The organism is Pseudonocardia sp. NPDC049635, from assembly GCF_040659795.1.
Taxonomy (GTDB): domain Bacteria; phylum Actinomycetota; class Actinomycetes; order Mycobacteriales; family Pseudonocardiaceae; genus Pseudonocardia.
Map to the genome: position 1 here is coordinate 174,980 of NZ_JBFAON010000004.1, position 17,938 is coordinate 192,917.

A 17,938-nucleotide genomic window follows, 5' to 3' on the forward strand; every position below is an offset into this window, starting at 1 on the left:
ACGTGCAGCCCGGGTGCGACGGGGCGGGCCGAGGGCTCAGGCGGTGGCGTCGAGCGAGGCGATGACCTTCGTCGGCCGGACCCGGACGACGAGCTCACCGGGCACCCCGTTGCGCCTGCCGAACTCCTCGGCCCGGTCCGCGCCCATGTAGCGGCCACCGAGCGCGGTCGCGGTGCGCAGCAGCTCGTCGGGATCGTCACTGGTCCCGGCGATTCCCTGGACCTGCACGAACGCGTAGGGCGGCGCCGGGAGGTCCGCGGTGAGCACCACCCGGGGGTCACGCGTGATCGCCCGGCCCTTCGCTGTGCCGGCCCCGGTGTTGAACATGAGCCCGCCCTCCTCGGCCAGGAACCAGACCGGCGCGACGAGCGGGCGGCCGTCCCGGCCGGTCCAGCCGAGCATGCCGGTGCGGGTGCCGTGGTTCAGGAACGCGACGATCTCGGGGGTCAGGGTGGTCTCACTCATCGTGCGAGGCTAGACCCGCGAGCGTGGCCGCCCGGGTGAGCAACTCCTCGTAGATCGCCGGACGGTCGGAGTCGACCACGGGGTGCCCGACGCCGAAACCGCCGTTGCACCAGCGTGCCTCGATGCCGGGGTTGGCGCTGTTGGTGCCGTCGTGCAGGAACAGGTGCGGGCTGCACAGCACCCGGCCGTCGCGGGCTGCGTCGTACTGACCCATCACGGCGGCCCGCGCGGTGCCGGCGTCGAGTGCCAGTGCCAGCGCCGGGACGTCCACCACCCCGGTCTCGGCCGCGACGTCGAGCACCACGTGCCGCATCGAGATGCACCGCCCGTACCGCCAGAACGCCCGGCGCAGCGCTCGGTCCAGCTGCTCGCTGGCCGCCCAGCACTGGGCCTTGGCCGCGTGCACCGCCTCCAGCGCGGGCAGTGTGGTGACCGGGTAGGTCCAGTCGGGGCCCTGCCGGAGCTGCCAGCCGGCGCCCGGCTCGACGGCGCCCAGCACCGAGGTCTCCGAGTCCACCCCGGGCCGGGAGTTGACCTCGCGGTTGAACAGCTCCAGCGGGAACGCACGGATGTCGAACGTGACCACCCCGTCCAGCTGCAACCGGGTCCGGGTGGTGTGCGGCCGGTGCACCGCGACGTGCGCGAACGAGCAGTTCAGGTCGGCGAACATGGTGACGGTGCCGGGATCCGCGGACAACCGCGGGTCACCGGGCGGGGGAGGGGGCACCGATCCGGTCACCGGCGACCCGCCACCCGGTGGAGGAGGCGGGTGCCCTGGGCGAACGTGGCCACCGTCCGGCCGCGCGAGGCCACCGTGCCCTGCCAGCTGTAGCTCTGCCCGGTTCCGTCGCGGCCGGGCAGCGCCATCCGGCCGAACCGGACCGAGATCAGGTCGCCCGCCCGCACCGGGATCGGATCGGTGATCGGCAGGTAGCAGTGCTTCCAGCTGTCCGAGGTGGCACGCCTCTCGATGTCGTCACCGGAGATGTCCAGGCCGACCGCCGGGGACAGCTGCGCGGCGAACCAGCCCTTGAACCCGGTGAGTGTGCCGGCGCGGGTCGCCCGGTACCCGAGCGCCACCGAGTACTCCGGTGCGGTCCGGGCGGTCTCGAGGTCGTGACGCCGTACGACCTGCGGGGCGGACAGCTGGCAGCTCCGCGGCACGATCGTGTCGTAGTAGAGGTCGAACGGGCTCAGCACGCCGGTCGCGGTGAGGGCCTCGGTGAACCGGGACCGTGACACCGCGTCCGCGGGGGCGGATCGGCCGACCTGGTGGTGGGCGTTCCCGGCGTCGACCGGGACCAGGTGGGTGTCCGAGTGCAGGGGCATCATCCGGCCGCCGGGCGCGAGGAACCGGTGACGGGCGTCGGCGAGGATCGCGACGCAGTTCTCGTTGTCGGTCAGGTTCCCGAGGATCTCCGAGACGATGACGTCCACCCGGCGGGGGAGCTCGACGTCGAACGAGGTCCCGGGCACCGGCACGAAGCGGTCCGGGCCGAACCCGGCACGGGCCAGCCGCCGGGCGGCGTCGGTCAGCACCTGCCGGTCCCGCTCGATGCCGTACACGGTGGCCGCACCCGCCTCCAGTGCCCAGCGGGCCAGGATCCCGGTCCCGGTGCCCAGGTCGAGCACGGTGTCCCCGGCGCGGACCGTGTCGAGGACGGCCGCCCGGAAGGCGGTCACCCGCAGCACGTCACCGAGGAGGAGGTCGTGGAACTCGGGGCCCCACTCCAGCAGCCGTTCGGATGCGGGCAGCCACACCTGCTCGGCCCGGTACTCCTGACCGGGTACCCCGGTCCGATGGATGGTGAGGCGCCGGGTCCCGGGACCGGCGACCGGGCAGCCGGTGGTGAGGTCGAACGTCGTCCGGTGCAACGGGCAGGTCAGCCGCAGGGCCCGGGGGTTCAGATGGCCGTGCACCAGCCTGCCCAGCCGGTGCGGGCACAACGCGTCGATGACGATCTCCCGACCGTCCACCCGGATCCGCAACCGGTCACCGGGCAGTTCCTCGATGGAGGGCTCCGGGATCACGACAGCGTCCGTGCCCGGTCGACGGCGGCCTCGAAGGCGTCGTCGAGCAGGCCGGAGAGCAACCGGGCGCCCACCCACAGCCGGGTGGCGTCGAGCCCGTCCACCTTCTCGACCTCGCGGATCGCGACCTGGAGCTCTTCGGTGTGGAAGGTGTCGATGTGCAGGTGCTCGGTGTAGTAGCGGCCCCCGGCGATCCGCAGCCGCTCGCAGGCCCTGGCCTGGACCCGGAAGGCGTTCGGGATGCTCGACTCGAGGTAGGCCAGGGCGCCGAGGAAGTACTCGATCCGGGGCGCCCGCAGGGCGAGCCAGTAGAACGAGTTCAGGAACCGGTAGGTCTCGTCCTCGGTGGACGCGATGTAGTCGTCGACCGAGCAGGGGAGCCCGAGCTCGGTGAGCAGGTCGGCGTAGAGCATCGAGTGGGCCTGCATGATGTTGCCGCAGCCGAACTCGTCGATCAGCACGCGCATGATGGCCATCTGGGCCCGGATCGGCAGCCGCGGCACGGCGGGGAAGAAGTTCTGCGCCTCGGTCAGCCCGTCCAGCGCGAACTCCCGCACGACGTGCGTGAACTGGGCCCGGGTCGACTGTTCCGCGAGGTAGCGCCCGGCATCGCTGCCCGAGCGCTCCTCGTCGAGCAGGGCGTGCAGCAGGTCGAGCCACTCGCGACGCGAACGTACCGGGCTGGTGGCCCTGGTCAGCCGCTCGACGTGGGGCACGATCCACTGCGCCTCGATGCGCTCGATCGCCGTGAGGTTCGCCGCCGTGGGGAGGGAACGGTTCAGCTCGAAGAGGATCTGCTGTGGCCGTTGCGGCGGCGCCGCCGTGACAGCCATGGGTTCGGACAGTGCACTCATGGACGATTCCCCTCCACCGGGGTCGCGATGGCCGCTCCACCGGCCGCGGAGACGAGCACTCCGCGTCGATGGAGCTCGGTCTTGAGGTGACGGACGAAGTCGGGGCCGTCGAGCCCGTACCGAGCGCGGGCCGCCGTCAGGCGGCCGGTGAGCACCGGGCAGGTCGGGTCCCTGGCGAGCGCGGCACACAGTTCGGGCTCGACGTTGGCGAGCGCGAGCACGTAACCGTCCACGCCGGCGACCCTGCCCACCAAGTGCTCGAGCCCCTGGAACACCCGGACGCCGGGGCGGGACTCGACGAGCCTGCGGGTGAACTCCGGGTCGCCCGCGGAGTCCTTGATCCCGACGACCGCCGGGATCCGGCAGATCCGGTGCACGAGGTCCAGGTCGAGTGTGGTCGGGGACAACACCGGCTCCAGGTACACGACCACCGGCAGCTGTGCCCTGGCGAGCTGGGCGAAGTGCAGGTAGGTGGCCTCCGGGGAGACGCGCGCCTCGGGCGGGACCGTGACCGCGACCGCCCTGGCCCCGGCCCGGCGGGCCGCGCGGGCCCGGCCGAGCGCGATCTCGGTGCTGGGGGCGAGCACGCCTGCGACCACCGGAAGGTCCCCGGCGTACCGGACGGTCGCCGCGACCATGTCCCGCCACTGCCGCCGGCCGAGCAGTGCGCCCTCCCCGCTGCTCAGGGTCGGCAGCACCGCGTCGACGTGCGGCTTGAGCGACGCCATCAGTCGGCCGACCGAGTCGTCGGAGACGGTGCCGCGCCCGGTGAGCGGCGTGACGAGCGCGGCCACGACGCCGGTCAGCCACCGTGGCGGGCCGGGGTGGTTCACAGGACCTCCCGGGGCAGCCGGACGACGAGCGACTCCTGGTAGAGCTGCTCGAGCGGTGTCGGGAAGCACGGCTCCGGACCGGTGACCGGGTCCGGCGGGTGCACCGGGAGGCAGGCCCGACGATGCCGCACCAGCCGGGGGCTGGCCGAGGTCAACCGGCCCTCACGCCGCATGACCATGCCGAGGAGCAACCGCTCGTGCGTGGGGAACCGCCGGCAGAGCGGGTTGGACAGGCCTCGCCGGACGTCTGCCTCGTCGTAGGCGGGGCGGTGGATGTCCACCATGGTGTGCAGGTTGTCCATGAACGGGTAGTAGGCGTCCTGCAGGGCGCGGTCGAGGCCCCAGATCGTGTCGTCGCAGCGGCCGATCTGTTCCATGCTCATGACCAGCCGGGCGTCCACCCGGGCGGTGAAGAACGACTTGCACGCGATCCGCAGCCGGTCGTCGGTGCTGTGCATGCCGAGGAAGAGTGCGGCGTCGACGTAGTCCGGAGCTGTCACGGCCGTGGGTCGTCCCGGTCGATCAGTTCGCGCATCCGGGCCATCGCGCTGGCGAACGTCTCCGGCTCCCGGGCGAGCGCGAGCCGGATGTGCGACTCGCCCCGGGTGGGATCGCTCCAGTGGAAGTGCCGGCCGGGGAGGACGTGGACATCGGCGAGGGCGAGCCGTCGCTGCAGCTCGGTCGCGGTCAGTTCGGGGTGCGTGATCCTCGCCCACGCGACGCTGATGTTCGCCACCGGTTCGGTCAGTTCGATGAACGACCCGTCGAGCGCCTTCCGGGCTTCGTCCCGGTTGGTGTCGAGAACGCGTCGGACCGAAAGGAGCCGGTCTGCCGCGGAGTCCTCGATGTAGCGGGTGAGTATCCGTAGCGCGAATGGTGACACATTTAACAGGACGCTCGTGTTGATGTTGTAGATCTCGGCCTGGATGTCACGGCTCGCAGTGATCAGTGCAGCTTTCACGTCCTGTGTCGGCCAGATCTTCCCGGTGTCCTCGATCGCGATGTAGCGGACCCCGGAGCGCTCCAGCAGTTCGTAGACGTCGAACCGGTCGAGAATCGGGTCGAACAGGGTGAAGGCGGCGAAGCAGAAGTCCACCACGAGCAGCATGTCGTGGTCCCGGCAGAACCGCACGACCTCCTCGAATCCACGCGTGCCGTGGGCGAGCAGGCTGGAGCCGGTGGGGTTGTTGGGGTCCACCAGGAACAGGGCGTCGGTCCGCACCCGCCGGCGCAACGACTTGTAGATGTGGTCGGGGTCGTGCAGCGCGGCCTCGTCGAGCGGGTGCAGCGGGACACCCTGGTCGGTCAGCACGTCGTGCAGGTTGTCGAAGCACGGCTCGATCAGCGCGACCGTGAGCCGGTGCCTGCGCAGGTAGGTGCCGACGACCACGGTGGCCACAGAGGCGGCGTAGGACAGCATCGATCTCTGCATCCACCGGGCCCGGTGCTGGCCGTGCAGCCGGAAGAAGGCGTCGACGAAGTCGTTCTCACAGGTGGCCTGGAAGGCGGACTCGGCCTCGTGCCAGATCTGCGGGAGATCGGCGACGATCCGCTCCTGGCCGGGGGACTGCCCCTGGTGGGTGTGCGCGTCCGCCAGGTTGAAGCGGGTGCGCAGGGCGGCGATCTCGTGCTGGGTGAGATCAACCGGAAGTCCGTCGGGTTCCGCGATCCCCGGGGGATCGGCTGGTGACGTCCGGTTCGCGTGCATGGCAGCTCCGTCGATATCGGTGACCGGCCGTGACCGGTCACGGGCCCGGTGTCGTACCCGGGCCGCGACCGGTCGGCCGTGGAGAGATGAGGTGAGGGCGTCGACGGGACGCGTCGTGGAAGAGATGGGACCGGTCGGCCGGTGGGGCCGGGTACAGGACGGCCAGAATTCGTCGAGCGGACTGCAGCCCGACGAAGGAATACGACCCGTGAATGGGCGATGGCGCCCGCAGTGCATTCCCTCCCCCCGAAACGGACCGGAGTCCGCGCGTTCGAGCGTGCCATAGGGGTCAGGAGCAAGCAAGTGATCAATTCAGTAGGCATGTCATCGGCCACGGGGCGGACGAATGCGGGGCGACCGAACGTCGGAGTGAATATCCGGGAACTTGCGAAACCGTTGCACGAATCCGTCGACGTTCGACGGAGGTGTCGGCGATTCCCGGGCGGGCGTGGTGCGCGCACGGTGTCGGCGCCCACTCGTGCCGACCGTCGCCGGTTCCGATCGTGTGCACCCCGTCCGGCCCGTCCGGCCCGTTCGCTCGGGGCGAGGTTCGTGTCCGGCTGCCGAGCTCGCCCGGGTCCGCTCGTGAGGCGGCGGGCATTCACGACGGTGCGCGCCGCTCGACGGTGGTGGCGAACCCGGCGGGGGAGCCGGTCGCCGGCCCGGAGGCCCGACCCGCTCACCGGGTGCGCCCGGGACCGTGCGCGGCGGCCCCGCTCCGCCCGCGGCTCGACGGGCCTCCGGGAGCACGCGGCGCGCGCCGGGTGCCGATCGGGCTAGTCCCCGGGCTCGGTCGGCAGGCCGGCGTCGATCCAGTCGTCCTTGCCCTCGTCGTAGTCGAGGATGTTGGTGTATCCCATGGCGCTCAACCGGCGCGCGACCGTGGCGGAGTTCCGGCATGCGGAGTTCGCGCAGTAGACGATGATCTCGGCGGACCGGTTCGGCAGGAGCGTGCGGGCCAGGCTGTCGACCTCGTCGACCGGGATGTTCAGTGCCCCGGGCAGGTGCCCCTTGCGGAAGTACTCCGGGGGAAGCGCCTCGACCACGATCGTCCGCCCCGCGTCGATCCTGGTTCTGACCTCGTCCCGACGAACCATACGGATCATCTGCCGACCTCCCCGATCGTATGTGCGGACGCACGCACTCTATGGACGCGTGCGCACGCACGCAAGGGGCTAGGGTTGCCGCATGGCCGATGAGGCGGGGGTTGCGGCGTGGCGGGCCGTGCTGCTCGCGCACAGTGCCGCGGTGCGGGCGATCGAGCGTGACGTCCTGCGTCGCGGGCAGGTCTCGCTCAGCTGGTACGACGTGCTGCTCGAGCTGCGTCACGCCGAGGGCGGGCTGCGGATGCAGGATCTGGCCGAGCGGGTGGTGCTCAGCCGGACCAGGGTGAGCCGGCTGGTCGACGAGATGGTCCAGGAGGGCCTGATCCTGCGCAGGCCGGATCCCGACGATCGGCGGGTGAGCTGGGCCGTCATCACCGAGGCGGGCAGGTCGGCCCTGCGCGCGACGGCACCGGTCTATCTCGAGAGCATCCACACCCACTTCGTCTCGCACCTGGAGGACGGGGAGGCCGACGTGCTCCGCCGGGCCCTGATGCGGGTGGCCGGACGGCCCGCCGACGAGCCGCTGCCGGGCCGGGCGTCCCGGTGAGCGTCGGGGAGCGAGGGCCGGCGTACCGGGCGGGCGGGTTGCGGCCGGGAACGGTGCTCGGCCGCCAGGTGGACGGTGTGTCGTGCGGGCCGTCGGTGCTGGTGGTGACGGCCGCGCTCACCGGTGCCGGCTGGCCCGGCGCGGTCGGCGCCCGGTTCCCGGCGGCGCAGCGGCTGGCGCACCGGCAGGCGAACCGGTTCTGGCCGCGGGCGCTCGGCACGACGCCGTGGGGGATGCGGGCCTGGCTGCACCGCCACGCGCCGTCCGCGGGGCGGTTCCGGGTCCGCCCGGCCACCCGCGCGGCGCTCGGCCGGGTGGCCGCCGCCGGGCGCCCGGTTCCGGTGCTGGTCGGTTCACGACGGCTGCCCCGGCACTGGGTGCTGGTGCTCGATGCCGGTACGGACGGCCGATGGCGGCTCTACGAGCCGTCGTCGGGACAGATCAGGACGATCGACCCGGACTCGTTCCGGGACGGTTCGGCGGCGCGCTCGACCGGGTGGCCGAGGGCCTGGGCGGTCCTCCTGCCGGCGTGGAGCGACCCGCGGGGCGAGTGACCGCGGTGGTCCCCGGCTGCGGCGGTTCCCGGCCGCCGCGATCCCCGACCGCTGCGACCCGCGGCACCTCGTGGTGCCCCGCCGGCACCCGAACCCGGGCCGGAATACTGTCGGTGGCGGCTCGTAGACTTGACATGTGACCGAGACCCTGCAAGCGCGTACTGCCGAACTGCCCGCCAAGTGGACCCCCGGCGAGGTAGAGGGCGAGATGTACCGCCGCTGGGTCGAGCGCGGCTACTTCCGGGCCGATCCGGCGTCGGGCAAGCCGCCGTTCAGCATCGTCATCCCGCCGCCGAACGTCACGGGCAGCCTGCACCTGGGCCACGCGATGGACCACACGCTGATCGACGTGCTGACCCGTCGCCGCCGGATGCAGGGTTTCGACGCGCTGTGGCTGCCCGGGATGGACCATGCCGGCATCGCGACCCAGTCCGTCGTCGAGCGGCGGATGGCGGCCGCCGGCGAGCCGGACCGGCACGCGATCGGCCGGGAGGCCTTCGTGGAGAAGGTCTGGGAGTGGAAGGCCGAGTCGGGCGGGGCGATCCTCGGTCAGATGGAGCGCCTGGGCGACGGCGTCGACTGGTCCCGTGAGCGCTTCACGCTCGACGAGGGACTGTCCCGCGCGGTCGCCACCGTGTTCAAGAAGATGTTCGACGACGGGCTGATCTACCGGGCCGAGCGCCTGGTCAACTGGTCGCCGGCCCTGCGGTCGGCGATCTCGGACATCGAGGTCGACCACGCCGAGGTCGAGGGCGAGCTGGTCTCCATGCGCTACGGCGACGGCGACGCGTCGGTCGTCGTGGCCACCACCCGGGTCGAGACGATGCTGGGTGACACCGCGATCGCCGTCCACCCCGATGACGAGCGCTACCGGCACCTGGTCGGCACCGAGATCGAGATGCCGATCACCGGCCGGCGGATCCCGGTGGTCGCCGACGACTACGTCGACCCCGAGTTCGGCTCCGGCGCCGTCAAGATCACCCCGGCGCACGACCCGAACGACTTCGAGATCGGCCGCCGGCACGGCCTGCCGATGCCGACGATCATGGACGAGACCGGCACGATCGCCGGGTCGGGCACCCGGTTCGACGGCATGGACCGGTTCGAGGCCCGGCGCGCGATCCGCGCCGAACTCGCCGCCGAGGGGCGGATCGTCGCCGAGAAGCGGCCCTACCTGCACTCGGTCGGACACTGCTCGCGTACCGGGGTGCCGATCGAACCGCGGCTGAGCCTGCAGTGGTTCGTGAAGGTCGAGCCGCTGGCCAAGGCCGCGGGCGACGCGGTGCGCAGCGGAGCGACCACCCTGCACCCCAAGGAGCAGGAGCGCCGCTTCTTCGACTGGGTCGACAACATGCACGACTGGACGATCAGCCGTCAGCTGTGGTGGGGCCACCGGATCCCGGTCTGGTACGGCCCGGCGGGCGAGGTCGTCTGCGTCGGGCCGGACGAGCAGCCCCCGTCCGGGGAGGGCTGGCGGCAGGACTCCGACGTCCTGGACACCTGGTTCTCCTCCGGGCTCTGGCCGTTCTCCACGCTCGGCTGGCCGGACGACACCCCGGACCTGGCGGCGTACTACCCGAACTCGGTGCTGGTCACCGGCTACGACATCCTGTTCTTCTGGGTCGTCCGGATGATGATGTTCGGGACGTACGCGATGGGCGAGACCCCGTTCCGGGACGTGTACCTGCACGGGCTCATCCGTGACGAGCACGGCAAGAAGATGTCGAAGTCCAAGGGCAACGTGATCGACCCGCTGGAGCTCATCGACTCCTACGGCGCCGACGCGCTGCGGTTCACCATCGCCCGAGGCTCCAACCCGGGCACCGACATGTCGCTGTCGGAGGAGTGGGTCGCCGGGTCCCGCAACTTCACCACGAAGCTGTGGAACATCACCCGGTTCGCGTTGTCGAAGGGCGCGAACCCGGACCTGCCGCTGCCCACGGAGCGGGCCCGCACCGACGCCGACCGCTGGATCCTCGGCCGCCTCGCCGAGGTCCGGGAACAGACCGACGAGCTGCTCGACGCCTACCAGTTCGCGAAGGCCACCGAGGGGCTCTACCACTTCGCCTGGGACGAGCTGGCCGACTGGTACGTGGAGCTGTGCAAGACCCAGCTCGACGACGAGGCCACCGCCGAGGGGACCCGCGCGGTGCTCGGCCACGTGCTGGACGCGCTCCTGCGGATGCTGCATCCGATCGTGCCGTTCGTCACCGAGTCGCTGTGGACGGCGCTCACCGGCCGGGAGACGGTCGTGACAGCGGCCTGGCCGACCGCGGCGGACACCGGGGCGCCGGTGGACCGGGCCGCCAACGACCGGATCGCCGACATCCAGAAGGTGATCACCGAGATCCGGCGGTTCCGGACCGAGCAGGGATTGCCGGACCGCCGGTCGGTCGCGGCTCGGTTGGTCGGGTTGTCCGGTGCGGGGCTGACCGCGCACGAGCGGGCGGTCCGCTTCCTGAACCGGCTCGACGAGGCCGGGCCGGAGTTCTCCGCGACGGCGGCGTTCGAGGTCGTGACCACCGGTGGCCCGGTCACCGTGGAGCTGGACACCTCGGGCGCGATCGACGTCGCGGCGGAGCGGTCCCGGCTCGGCAAGGACCTGGCCGCCGCCGAGAAGGAACGCGACCAGGCGGAGAAGAAGCTGAACAACCCGAAGTTCACCGAGAAGGCCCCGGCCGAGGTGGTCGACGGGATCCGTGCGCGGCACGCCACCGCGCTGGCGGACATCGAGCGGATCGCAGCGCGGCTGGCCGCGCTGCCGGAGGCCTGAGCGCGTGACACCCCGCGACGACCGGTACACCTACGACCAGTTCGACGAGGAGGACTCGCCGACCTACGGCGGGGACCGCTGGGCCGAGGGCGGTTTCGGCCGGGAGGAGGCCGATCCTGAGCCGGCCTCCGCCGACCCGGACGAGGGCGACGCCGGTACCGGCGGTGACACCGGAACCGGGAGCGGCAGGGACACGGGCAGCAGGGACACGGCCGACTGGGACACGGGTGGCGACACGGAACGCGCCGGCGCCGGGGCGACGCCCGCCGGGGGCGGCGACCGGCCCGATGCCGCGGCCCGCGCGGAGCCCGCCGACGCGCCGGAGAAGGACGCCCAGGAGGCCGTGATCGCGGCGGTGCTGGACCAGATCCGCGGCGGCGAGGACCCGGACGTGGTGCCCGCGCAGTCCACCGTCGCCGGCTACGCGGAGTTCCTCGCGGTCGACGCGGCGCTGGACCGGCGCTGGCCCGAGTCGGTCATGGAACCCTCCCTGGACCGGATGCAGGCGCTGTGCGACGCGCTCGGCGAGCCGCAGCGCGGATACCCGGTGGTGCACCTGACCGGTACGAACGGCAAGACCTCCACGTCGCGGATGATCGACGCGCTGCTCACCGAGGTCGGCCTGCGCACCGGCCGCTACACCAGCCCGCACCTGCAGCGGGCCACCGAGCGGATCAACCTGGACAACCGGCCGGTCAGCCCGGAACGCTACGTCGCCGCCTACCGCGAGGTGGAGCCGGTGGTCGAGCTGCTCGACGCGAAGCGGGGCGCCAACCCGCAGCTGAGCAAGTTCGAGGTGCTCACCGCGATGGCGTTCGCGACGTTCTCCGACGCGCCGGTCGAAGCCGCGGTGATCGAGGTCGGCCTCGGCGGCCGCTGGGACGCCACCAACGTGGCCGACGCGCACGTCGCCGTCGTCCTGCCGGTGGGGGTCGACCACGCCGAGTACCTCGGCGACGACGTCGTGGCGATCGCCCGGGAGAAGGCGGGGATCATCAAGGCCGGTTCGGTCGCGGTCCTCGCAGCACAGGACAAGCGGGTCGCCGAGGTGCTGATCGAGCGCTGCGCCGAGGTCGGCGCGCAGGTCGCGCGGGAGGGCGCCGAGTTCGGCGTCCGCGAGCGGGAGATCGCCGTCGGCGGTCAGCGCCTCGAACTGCAGGGCCTGTCCGGCCGTTACGACGACGTCTTCCTCCCGTTGCACGGTGAGCACCAGGCGTCGAACGCGGCGATCGCACTCGCCGCCGCCGAGGCACTCGTGGGAGCGGGTACCGCGCAACCCCTGGACTCGGACGCGGTCCGCGCGGCGTTCGCCTCGGTACGCTCCCCGGGGCGGCTGGAGCCGGTGCAGGGCGGCCCCGACGTGCCGACCGTGCTGCTCGACGCCGCGCACAACCCGGCCGGGGCCGCGGCCCTCGCCACCGCGCTGACCTCGGAGTTCCGGTTCACCCGGCTGGTCGGGGTGATCGGCGTGCTGCAGGGCAAGGACGCGCGGGGCATCCTGCAGGGCCTCGAACCGGTGCTGCACGAGGTCGTGGTCACCGCGAACGCATCGCCCCGTGCGATGGACGCGGACGAGCTGGGGGCGCTGGCCGCGGAGGTGTTCGGCGCCGACCGGGTCAGTGTGGAGCCCTCCCTGCAGCTGGCGATCGACCAGGCCGGTGAGCTGGCCGAGGAGGCCGGTGGATCGGGTGTCGGTGTCGTCGTGACCGGTTCGGTGGTGACGGCCGGCGAGGCCCGCGCCCTGTTCGGCAAGGAGCCGGAATGAGCGACATCCCGGGCGTCCCCGAGGGCGTGCGACCGCCGCCGACCGATCCGATGAAGGGCGCGCGCGGAGTGTTCGCGGCGACGCTGATCCTCGAGGCGATCGTGGTGCTGCTGGCGCTGCTGGTGCTGCCCCGCTTCGGCAGCGGATCCACCGCGCTCGGCGTCGGCGTGATCATCGGTCTGGCGGTGGCGATGATCGTCGCCTCGGGGTTGCAGCGCCGGCCGTGGGGTCTGAACGCGGCGCTGGTGCTGCAGGTCCTGCTGGTGGTCGCGGCGTTCGTGTTCCTGCCGTCGCTGGCGATCGTCGCGTTCGCGTTCGTGGTGGTCTGGGCGATCCTGGTGTGGATGCGCCGCGAGGTGGCCAGGCGGATGGCAGCCGGGATGCTCCCGTCGCAGCAGCAGGAGTAGCCCGCGGCACCCGGTCCGGCGCCGTCACCGGCCGTGGTTACCCTGGCGCACGTGACTGAACGCACTCTCGTCCTGGTCAAGCCCGACGGGGTCCGGCGCAAGCTCGTCGGGGAGATCGTCTCCCGCATCGAACGCAAGGGTCTCGACCTCGTCGCACTCGACCTGCGCGCCGTCGACCGCGAGCTGGCCACCCAGCACTACGCCGAGCACGACGGCAAGCCCTTCTTCGAGGAGCTCATCTCCTTCATCACCTCCGGCCCGGTGCTCGCCGCGGTCGTGGAGGGCCCGCGGGCGATCGCCGCCTGGCGTCAGGTGGCCGGTGGCACCGACCCGGTCGAGAAGGCGGCCCCGGGCAGCATCCGGGGTGATCTGGCCCTGGAGACCGGATCGAACCTGGTGCACGGCTCGGATTCCCCCGAGTCGGCCGGCCGGGAGATCAAGCTCTGGTTCCCGAACCTGTGAGCGTGCAGGTCGGCGTCCCGCGCAGGATCGTCGACCCGCCCGCTGACGCCGCCCGTGGGCTCGGTGAGCTCTGGATCGCCGTCACCGAGGCCGGTGGCGCGGTCGACTTCGTGCCGGGCTCCGATCCGGCCGAGATCCGGGAACTGGCCGCGGCCACGATCGACCGGGTCCGGGCCGGGGTCCTGTGGATGATCGTGCTCGGCGACGGCTCCGCCCCCGACGGCACCGTCTTCCTGGCCCGGGGCACCGGGATCGCCGCGCACCGGGCGGACGTGCAGCGCCTCATGGTGCGGCCGGGCCTGCAGGGCCGAGGGCTCGGCACCGTCCTGCTGGAGGCGGCCGCCGAGCACGCGCGGGAGATGGGTGTCGAGATGCTCACGCTCGGCGCCCGCGGCGGGACCCCGCTGCCCGCGTTCTACGCCGCTCGCGGGTTCGCCGAGTACGGGCTGCTGCCGCGCGGCGTGCGGCTCTCCGCCGGCGACGTCCGCGACGTCCACCTCTTCGTGCGGTCGCTGACCGCCTGACCACCTGATGATCGTGTGACGCCCGTTGGCCGGATGGCAGACCGGCCGGCGGGGGTTCACCATGTGCGGATGACGGTGCTCACCCCCCGCCCGACCACCGCGGACCTCGTCCGGGGTGTGGTCGTGGCGGCACTGGCGATCGTGCAGGTGCTGGTCTCCGCGTTCGGTGGATCCGGAGTCGGGGAGGTCGCCAGGGCCTACGACACCCCGTTGCTCGCGGCGGGCTGGGCGTTCTCCATCTGGGGTCTGATCTACCTGGGGTTCCTCGCCTACGCGGGGTACGCGCTGCTGCCGACCCAGCGTGGGCGCGCGGTGCACCGCCGGGTGGGCTGGTGGCTCGCCGCGTCGGCGGTGCTGAACCCGCTGTGGATCCTGGCCTTCTCCAACGGCTGGGTGGTCACCGCCCAGCTCGTGCTGATCGCGCTGGTCGTGGTGCTCGGGGTGACCTATGCGCGGCTGTCCCGGGAGACCGCGCAGGGCTGGACGGAGCGGCTCGCCTTCCGGTTGCCGGTCGCGCTGTACCTGGGCTGGGCGTCGTGTGCGCTGCTGCTCGGGCTGATGGCGGCCGGGGTCGCGGTCGGGCTGCCGGGTGCTGGTGCCCTCGCGCAGACGGCGGCGGTGCTGCTGCTGGTGCTGCTGACCGCGGTGGCGCTGTCGGTGATCGGGACGACGGCCGGGTTCGCCGGGTTCGCCGCCGCCGTGGTCTGGGCGCTCGCCGGGATCGCGGCGAACGACCGCCCGATCGCGGTCGTGCTGGTCGCCGCGATCGCCGCCGTGCTGGTCGTGCTGCAGGCCGCACGCCGCATCGGCCGCTCGGTCGAGCCCGCCCGGCTCGCGTTCGGCTGAACCGTCCGGCCCCCGTTACCCGCTGGAATCCTCCCTGGTACTTGCTACCGTCGGGCCGCTACGGCAGAGGTACAGGAGGCTCGCCCATGATCACCGGAAGCATCGTCGCGATCGTGACCCCCATGCACGACGACGGCGAGGTGGACCACTCCGCGCTCGGTGAGCTCGTCGAACGGCAGATCGACGCCGGTACGTCCGCGATCGTCTCGGTCGGCACGACCGGTGAGTCGTCGACGCTCTCGGTCCTCGAACACACCGAGGTGATGCGGCGCACGATCGACGTCGCGAACCGCCGGGTGCCGGTCATCGCCGGGACCGGCGCCAACTCCACCGAGGAGGCGATCCATCTCACCCGGGCGGCCCGCGCAGCGGGTGCCGACGGTGCGCTGCTGGTCACGCCGTACTACAACAAGCCCCCGCAGGAGGGTCTCTACCAGCACTTCAAGCGGATCGCCGAGACCGTCTCGATCCCGCAGTACCTCTACAACGTGCCCGGCCGGACGGCCTGCGACATGCTCCCCTCCACCGTGGCGCGACTCGCCGAGATCCCGAACATCGTCGGGCTCAAGGAGGCCAAGGGTGATCTGGACCGGGTGCGCGAGCTGGTCGCGCTCGGGCTCGACGACTTCGCCCTCTACTCCGGCGACGACGGCACCGCCCGGGCTTCGATGCTCGCCGGTTTCCACGGCGACATCTCGGTGACGGCGAACGTCGCCCCGGAGCCGATGGCCCGGATGTGCAAGGCGGCCGTCGCCGGGGACGCCGAGACCGCGTCGGCCCTCGACGCCGATCTCGCGGGACTGCACGCCGCGCTGTTCTCCGAGCCGAACCCGATCCCGGTGAAGTGGGCGCTCGCCGAACTGGGCCTGATGCCCGGCGGTATCCGGCTGCCGCTGGTCCCGCTGGACGAGTGGCACCACGAGGACGTCCGGGCCGCCCTGCGGACGGCCGGCCTGCTGTCCTGATCCCGGTCCTGACACCGGCCCGCCGGATGCCGGACGCCGGGACGTGTCCCGCCGTCGACGCGGCGGACACCGGGCGCTCCTAGCGTCGCCGCCCGTGCGTGCCCGTCGAGTCCTCACCGTCCTGCTCCCCGCGATGCTCGCGATCACCCTCGCCGGACCGGTGCCGGTCGCCCTGGCCAGGTCCGACGCGGTGGAACCGGCTGCGGCATCGGCGGGCGGTCGGGAGCCGGTCGATCTCCAGGCCCACCGCGGAGGGGCGACGCTCGCGGTGGAGAGCTCCCGGCTGTCCTTCGGGACGGCGCTGGAGCTCGGTGTCGACACCCTGGAGCTGGACGTCCAGATCACCCGGGACGGTCGCGCCGTCGTCACCCATGACCGGCAGGTCAGCGACGAGGTGTGCACCGATACCGGCCCCGCGGTGCCGGGTGATCCACAGTTCCCCTACGTCGGGAAGTACGTGAAGGACCTGACGTTCGCCCAGCTGCGGACGATGGACTGCGGCTCGGTGCGCCGGCCCGCCCACCCGGCGCAGCAGCTGTCGCCGGGCGCGCGGATGATGGAGCTGTCCGAGGTGTTCGCGCTGGCACGCGAGTACGGCGCCGACGACGTCCGGTTCAACGTGGAGACCAAGGTCGAGGCGGCGGCACCGGAGGAGACGGCGCCCCGCGAGGAGTTCGTTCAGGTCGTCGCCGCGCAGGTGCGCAGCGCAGGGGTGGCCGACCGGACCACCATCCAGAGTTTCGACCTGGCCGCGCTGGCCCGGATGCGGGAGGTCGCACCGGAACTGGAGCGGATCTTCCTGATGAACGAGAGTTTCCTGCAGCTCGGCGAGCCGGGTGCGTCGCCGTGGCTGAACGGTCTGGACGCCGACGATCTCGGTCCGGACCCGGCGACCGCCCTGGTCGCGGCGGCGCGCACCGTCGACGCGGCGGCGATCTCCCCGGTGCACGGCACCCCGCAGTCGGCGGCGGTCACCGCACCCGACTACACGCCGTTCACCACGGCCGAGATGGTGCGGGCCGCGCACGACGCCGGATTGGCCGTGATCCCCTGGACGCCGAACGACGTGCCGACCATGGACGCGCTGCTCGATCTCGGTGTCGACGGGATCATCACCGACGCCCCCGACCGGGCGCGGTGGCTGTTCGAGCGGCGCGGGCTGCCCCTGCCCGCCCCGCGGCCGGCCCCGGGGTCGTGATCGAGGGTCGTCAGTCCCGGGTTCCGGGCGGCCCGGCGTCGGGTTCGGGCGCCGCCGGGTCGTCCTCGGGCGGCCGGGTCGGCCCGGCACTGGTGGTGCGGACGTTGCGGACGATGTCGCGACCGAAGGTGACGTCCACCCGCTCGGCGACGGCCAGCTCCAGCACGGCGATCATGACCTCACCGGAGATCCGGCGCAGCCGCTCGATCGTCTCGTAGACCCGGGGCCACTGGTCGTCCGGACGCCCGGACGCGTCGAAGGGCTGCCAGATCTCGCCGAGGAACAGGTCCACGTAGAGCTTCGCGACGGCATCGGCGTGCTTGCGGACCTGCTCGACGACGTCGAGCGAGCGGTTGATCGGGATACCCAGGCCGGTGAGCTCGGCCGCGGCGGTCATGAGCCGCGGACTGATCTCCTCGTAGGTGTCCTCGCCGACCTCGCGCAGCAGGCCCATCTTGACCCCGCGCTTGGCGAGGCCGGTGTCGGTCGCCTGGTACCGCTCCGCCAGCTCGGCCAGGTGGACCATCTGCCGGGGCTCGGGGGCGAACAGCTCCCGGACGGTCCGGATGAACTGCACCACCTGCTCGGTGGAGCCGCCGGTGGTGTCGAGCAGCTTCTTGATGGTGTCGAGCTTGACGCCCTCGTCCTGCAGGTCCTTGATCAGCTCGAGCCGGGCGGCGTGGCCCGGCCCGTAGTAGCCGGTGCGGGCCCGCACCTCGGGCGGTGGGAGCAGGCCGCGGGACTGGTATGCGCGGATGTTGCGCACCGTGACTCCGCTGGCGCGGGCCAGCTCGTCGATGGTGCGCCAACCCTGCAGGTCGGCGTCCTCGTCCACCATGACACAGACCGTAGCAGTACCCGATGTGACACAAGCGATCGACCGTTGCGTCTTGCTATGTG

19 protein-coding genes are annotated in these 17,938 nt (G+C 72.2%); 10 read left to right on the forward strand and 9 right to left on the reverse strand.

Annotated features, from left to right (window positions below; all coding sequences use genetic code 11):
* Positions 1-36 precede the first annotated feature (36 nt).
* The 8 genes from AB0J24_RS07470 to AB0J24_RS07505 form a co-directional block, all read right to left on the reverse strand.
* Entirely contained in the window at positions 37-465 is a 429-nt protein-coding gene (locus tag AB0J24_RS07470) for a PPOX class F420-dependent oxidoreductase (protein ID WP_358676917.1), read from the reverse strand.
* The gene (locus AB0J24_RS07475) at positions 458-1,204 is read right to left on the reverse strand and encodes a DsbA family protein (protein ID WP_358676920.1); all 747 of its coding nucleotides are present in this window, start codon (positions 1,202-1,204) and stop codon (positions 458-460) included. The genes AB0J24_RS07470 and AB0J24_RS07475 overlap by 8 nt, the downstream gene beginning before the upstream one ends.
* Complete coding sequence (locus tag AB0J24_RS07480; RefSeq protein WP_358676923.1) at positions 1,201-2,496, reverse strand: methyltransferase domain-containing protein; 1,296 nt, start codon at positions 2,494-2,496, stop codon at positions 1,201-1,203. The genes AB0J24_RS07475 and AB0J24_RS07480 overlap by 4 nt, the downstream gene beginning before the upstream one ends.
* Positions 2,493-3,350 (reverse strand): iron-containing redox enzyme family protein, encoded by an 858-nt coding sequence (locus AB0J24_RS07485; RefSeq protein ID WP_358676926.1) that lies wholly within the window; start codon positions 3,348-3,350, stop codon positions 2,493-2,495. Before AB0J24_RS07485 ends, AB0J24_RS07480 begins: the two co-directional genes overlap by 4 nt.
* Positions 3,347-4,183 (reverse strand): dihydrodipicolinate synthase family protein, encoded by an 837-nt coding sequence (locus AB0J24_RS07490; protein WP_358676929.1) that lies wholly within the window; start codon positions 4,181-4,183, stop codon positions 3,347-3,349. The genes AB0J24_RS07485 and AB0J24_RS07490 overlap by 4 nt, the downstream gene beginning before the upstream one ends.
* Positions 4,180-4,683: a DUF6190 family protein gene (locus AB0J24_RS07495; protein WP_358676932.1), complete on the reverse strand. Its 504-nt coding sequence runs from the start codon at positions 4,681-4,683 to the stop codon at positions 4,180-4,182. The genes AB0J24_RS07490 and AB0J24_RS07495 overlap by 4 nt, the downstream gene beginning before the upstream one ends.
* Positions 4,680-5,891: an aminotransferase class I/II-fold pyridoxal phosphate-dependent enzyme gene (locus AB0J24_RS07500; RefSeq protein WP_358676934.1), complete on the reverse strand. Its 1,212-nt coding sequence runs from the start codon at positions 5,889-5,891 to the stop codon at positions 4,680-4,682. The genes AB0J24_RS07495 and AB0J24_RS07500 overlap by 4 nt, the downstream gene beginning before the upstream one ends.
* Positions 5,892-6,667: 776 nt before the next feature.
* Entirely contained in the window at positions 6,668-6,997 is a 330-nt protein-coding gene (locus AB0J24_RS07505) for a rhodanese-like domain-containing protein (protein ID WP_358676937.1), read from the reverse strand.
* A gap of 82 nt (positions 6,998-7,079) precedes the next feature.
* On the opposite strand from AB0J24_RS07505, the gene AB0J24_RS07510 reads away from it, so the two are divergent.
* The 10 genes from AB0J24_RS07510 (at position 7,080) to AB0J24_RS07555 (ending at position 17,038) form a co-directional block, all read left to right on the forward strand.
* The gene (locus AB0J24_RS07510; RefSeq protein ID WP_358676940.1) at positions 7,080-7,544 is read left to right on the forward strand and encodes a MarR family transcriptional regulator; all 465 of its coding nucleotides are present in this window, start codon (positions 7,080-7,082) and stop codon (positions 7,542-7,544) included.
* Positions 7,541-8,098, forward strand: coding sequence for a hypothetical protein (locus AB0J24_RS07515; RefSeq protein ID WP_358676943.1), 558 nt, complete (start codon positions 7,541-7,543; stop codon positions 8,096-8,098). Before AB0J24_RS07510 ends, AB0J24_RS07515 begins: the two co-directional genes overlap by 4 nt.
* Before the next feature lie 136 nt (positions 8,099-8,234).
* A complete protein-coding gene (locus tag AB0J24_RS07520; RefSeq protein ID WP_358676946.1) occupies positions 8,235-10,871 on the forward strand; it encodes a valine--tRNA ligase in 2,637 nt (878 codons plus the stop codon).
* A 4-nt stretch (positions 10,872-10,875) separates the two neighbouring features.
* The gene (locus AB0J24_RS07525) at positions 10,876-12,636 is read left to right on the forward strand and encodes a folylpolyglutamate synthase/dihydrofolate synthase family protein (protein ID WP_358676949.1); all 1,761 of its coding nucleotides are present in this window, start codon (positions 10,876-10,878) and stop codon (positions 12,634-12,636) included.
* On the forward strand, positions 12,633-13,043 hold the full coding sequence (locus AB0J24_RS07530) for a DUF4233 domain-containing protein (protein ID WP_358676952.1): 411 nt from the start codon (positions 12,633-12,635) through the stop codon (positions 13,041-13,043). Before AB0J24_RS07525 ends, AB0J24_RS07530 begins: the two co-directional genes overlap by 4 nt.
* Before the next feature lie 51 nt (positions 13,044-13,094).
* Complete coding sequence (gene ndk, locus AB0J24_RS07535) at positions 13,095-13,505, forward strand: nucleoside-diphosphate kinase (RefSeq protein WP_358676955.1); 411 nt, start codon at positions 13,095-13,097, stop codon at positions 13,503-13,505.
* Positions 13,502-14,029, forward strand: a complete 528-nt coding sequence (locus AB0J24_RS07540) for a GNAT family N-acetyltransferase (protein ID WP_358676958.1) — start codon at positions 13,502-13,504, stop codon at positions 14,027-14,029. The genes ndk and AB0J24_RS07540 overlap by 4 nt, the downstream gene beginning before the upstream one ends.
* Positions 14,030-14,098: 69 nt before the next feature.
* Positions 14,099-14,875 (forward strand): hypothetical protein, encoded by a 777-nt coding sequence (locus AB0J24_RS07545; protein WP_358676961.1) that lies wholly within the window; start codon positions 14,099-14,101, stop codon positions 14,873-14,875.
* Between the two features lie 86 nt (positions 14,876-14,961).
* Positions 14,962-15,840 carry a 4-hydroxy-tetrahydrodipicolinate synthase gene (dapA, locus tag AB0J24_RS07550; RefSeq protein ID WP_358676964.1) on the forward strand — a complete coding sequence of 293 codons (879 nt, stop codon included), beginning with the start codon at positions 14,962-14,964 and terminating at the stop codon, positions 15,838-15,840.
* Positions 15,841-15,934: 94 nt separating this feature from the next.
* Positions 15,935-17,038, forward strand: a complete 1,104-nt coding sequence (locus AB0J24_RS07555; RefSeq protein WP_358676967.1) for a glycerophosphodiester phosphodiesterase family protein — start codon at positions 15,935-15,937, stop codon at positions 17,036-17,038.
* Between the two features lie 10 nt (positions 17,039-17,048).
* On the opposite strand, the gene AB0J24_RS07560 is transcribed toward AB0J24_RS07555, so the two are convergent.
* Entirely contained in the window at positions 17,049-17,876 is an 828-nt protein-coding gene (locus tag AB0J24_RS07560; protein WP_358676969.1) for a MerR family transcriptional regulator, read from the reverse strand.
* Between the last annotated feature and the right edge of the window lie 62 nt (positions 17,877-17,938).

Bases quoted from the DNA above. Each gene is read 5' to 3' on its own strand.
- AB0J24_RS07530 (WP_358676952.1), top strand. From the start codon at position 12,633: ATGAGCGACATCCCGGGCGTCCCCGAGGGCGTGCGACCGCCGCCGACC.
- AB0J24_RS07500 (WP_358676934.1), bottom strand. From the start codon at position 5,891: ATGCACGCGAACCGGACGTCACCAGCCGATCCCCCGGGGATCGCGGAA.
- dapA (WP_358676964.1), top strand. From the start codon at position 14,962: ATGATCACCGGAAGCATCGTCGCGATCGTGACCCCCATGCACGACGAC.
- AB0J24_RS07470 (WP_358676917.1), bottom strand. From the start codon at position 465: ATGAGTGAGACCACCCTGACCCCCGAGATCGTCGCGTTCCTGAACCAC.
- AB0J24_RS07505 (WP_358676937.1), bottom strand. From the start codon at position 6,997: ATGATCCGTATGGTTCGTCGGGACGAGGTCAGAACCAGGATCGACGCG.
- AB0J24_RS07485 (WP_358676926.1), bottom strand. From the start codon at position 3,350: ATGAGTGCACTGTCCGAACCCATGGCTGTCACGGCGGCGCCGCCGCAA.
- AB0J24_RS07510 (WP_358676940.1), top strand. From the start codon at position 7,080: ATGGCCGATGAGGCGGGGGTTGCGGCGTGGCGGGCCGTGCTGCTCGCG.
- AB0J24_RS07560 (WP_358676969.1), bottom strand. From the start codon at position 17,876: ATGGTGGACGAGGACGCCGACCTGCAGGGTTGGCGCACCATCGACGAG.
- AB0J24_RS07545 (WP_358676961.1), top strand. From the start codon at position 14,099: ATGACGGTGCTCACCCCCCGCCCGACCACCGCGGACCTCGTCCGGGGT.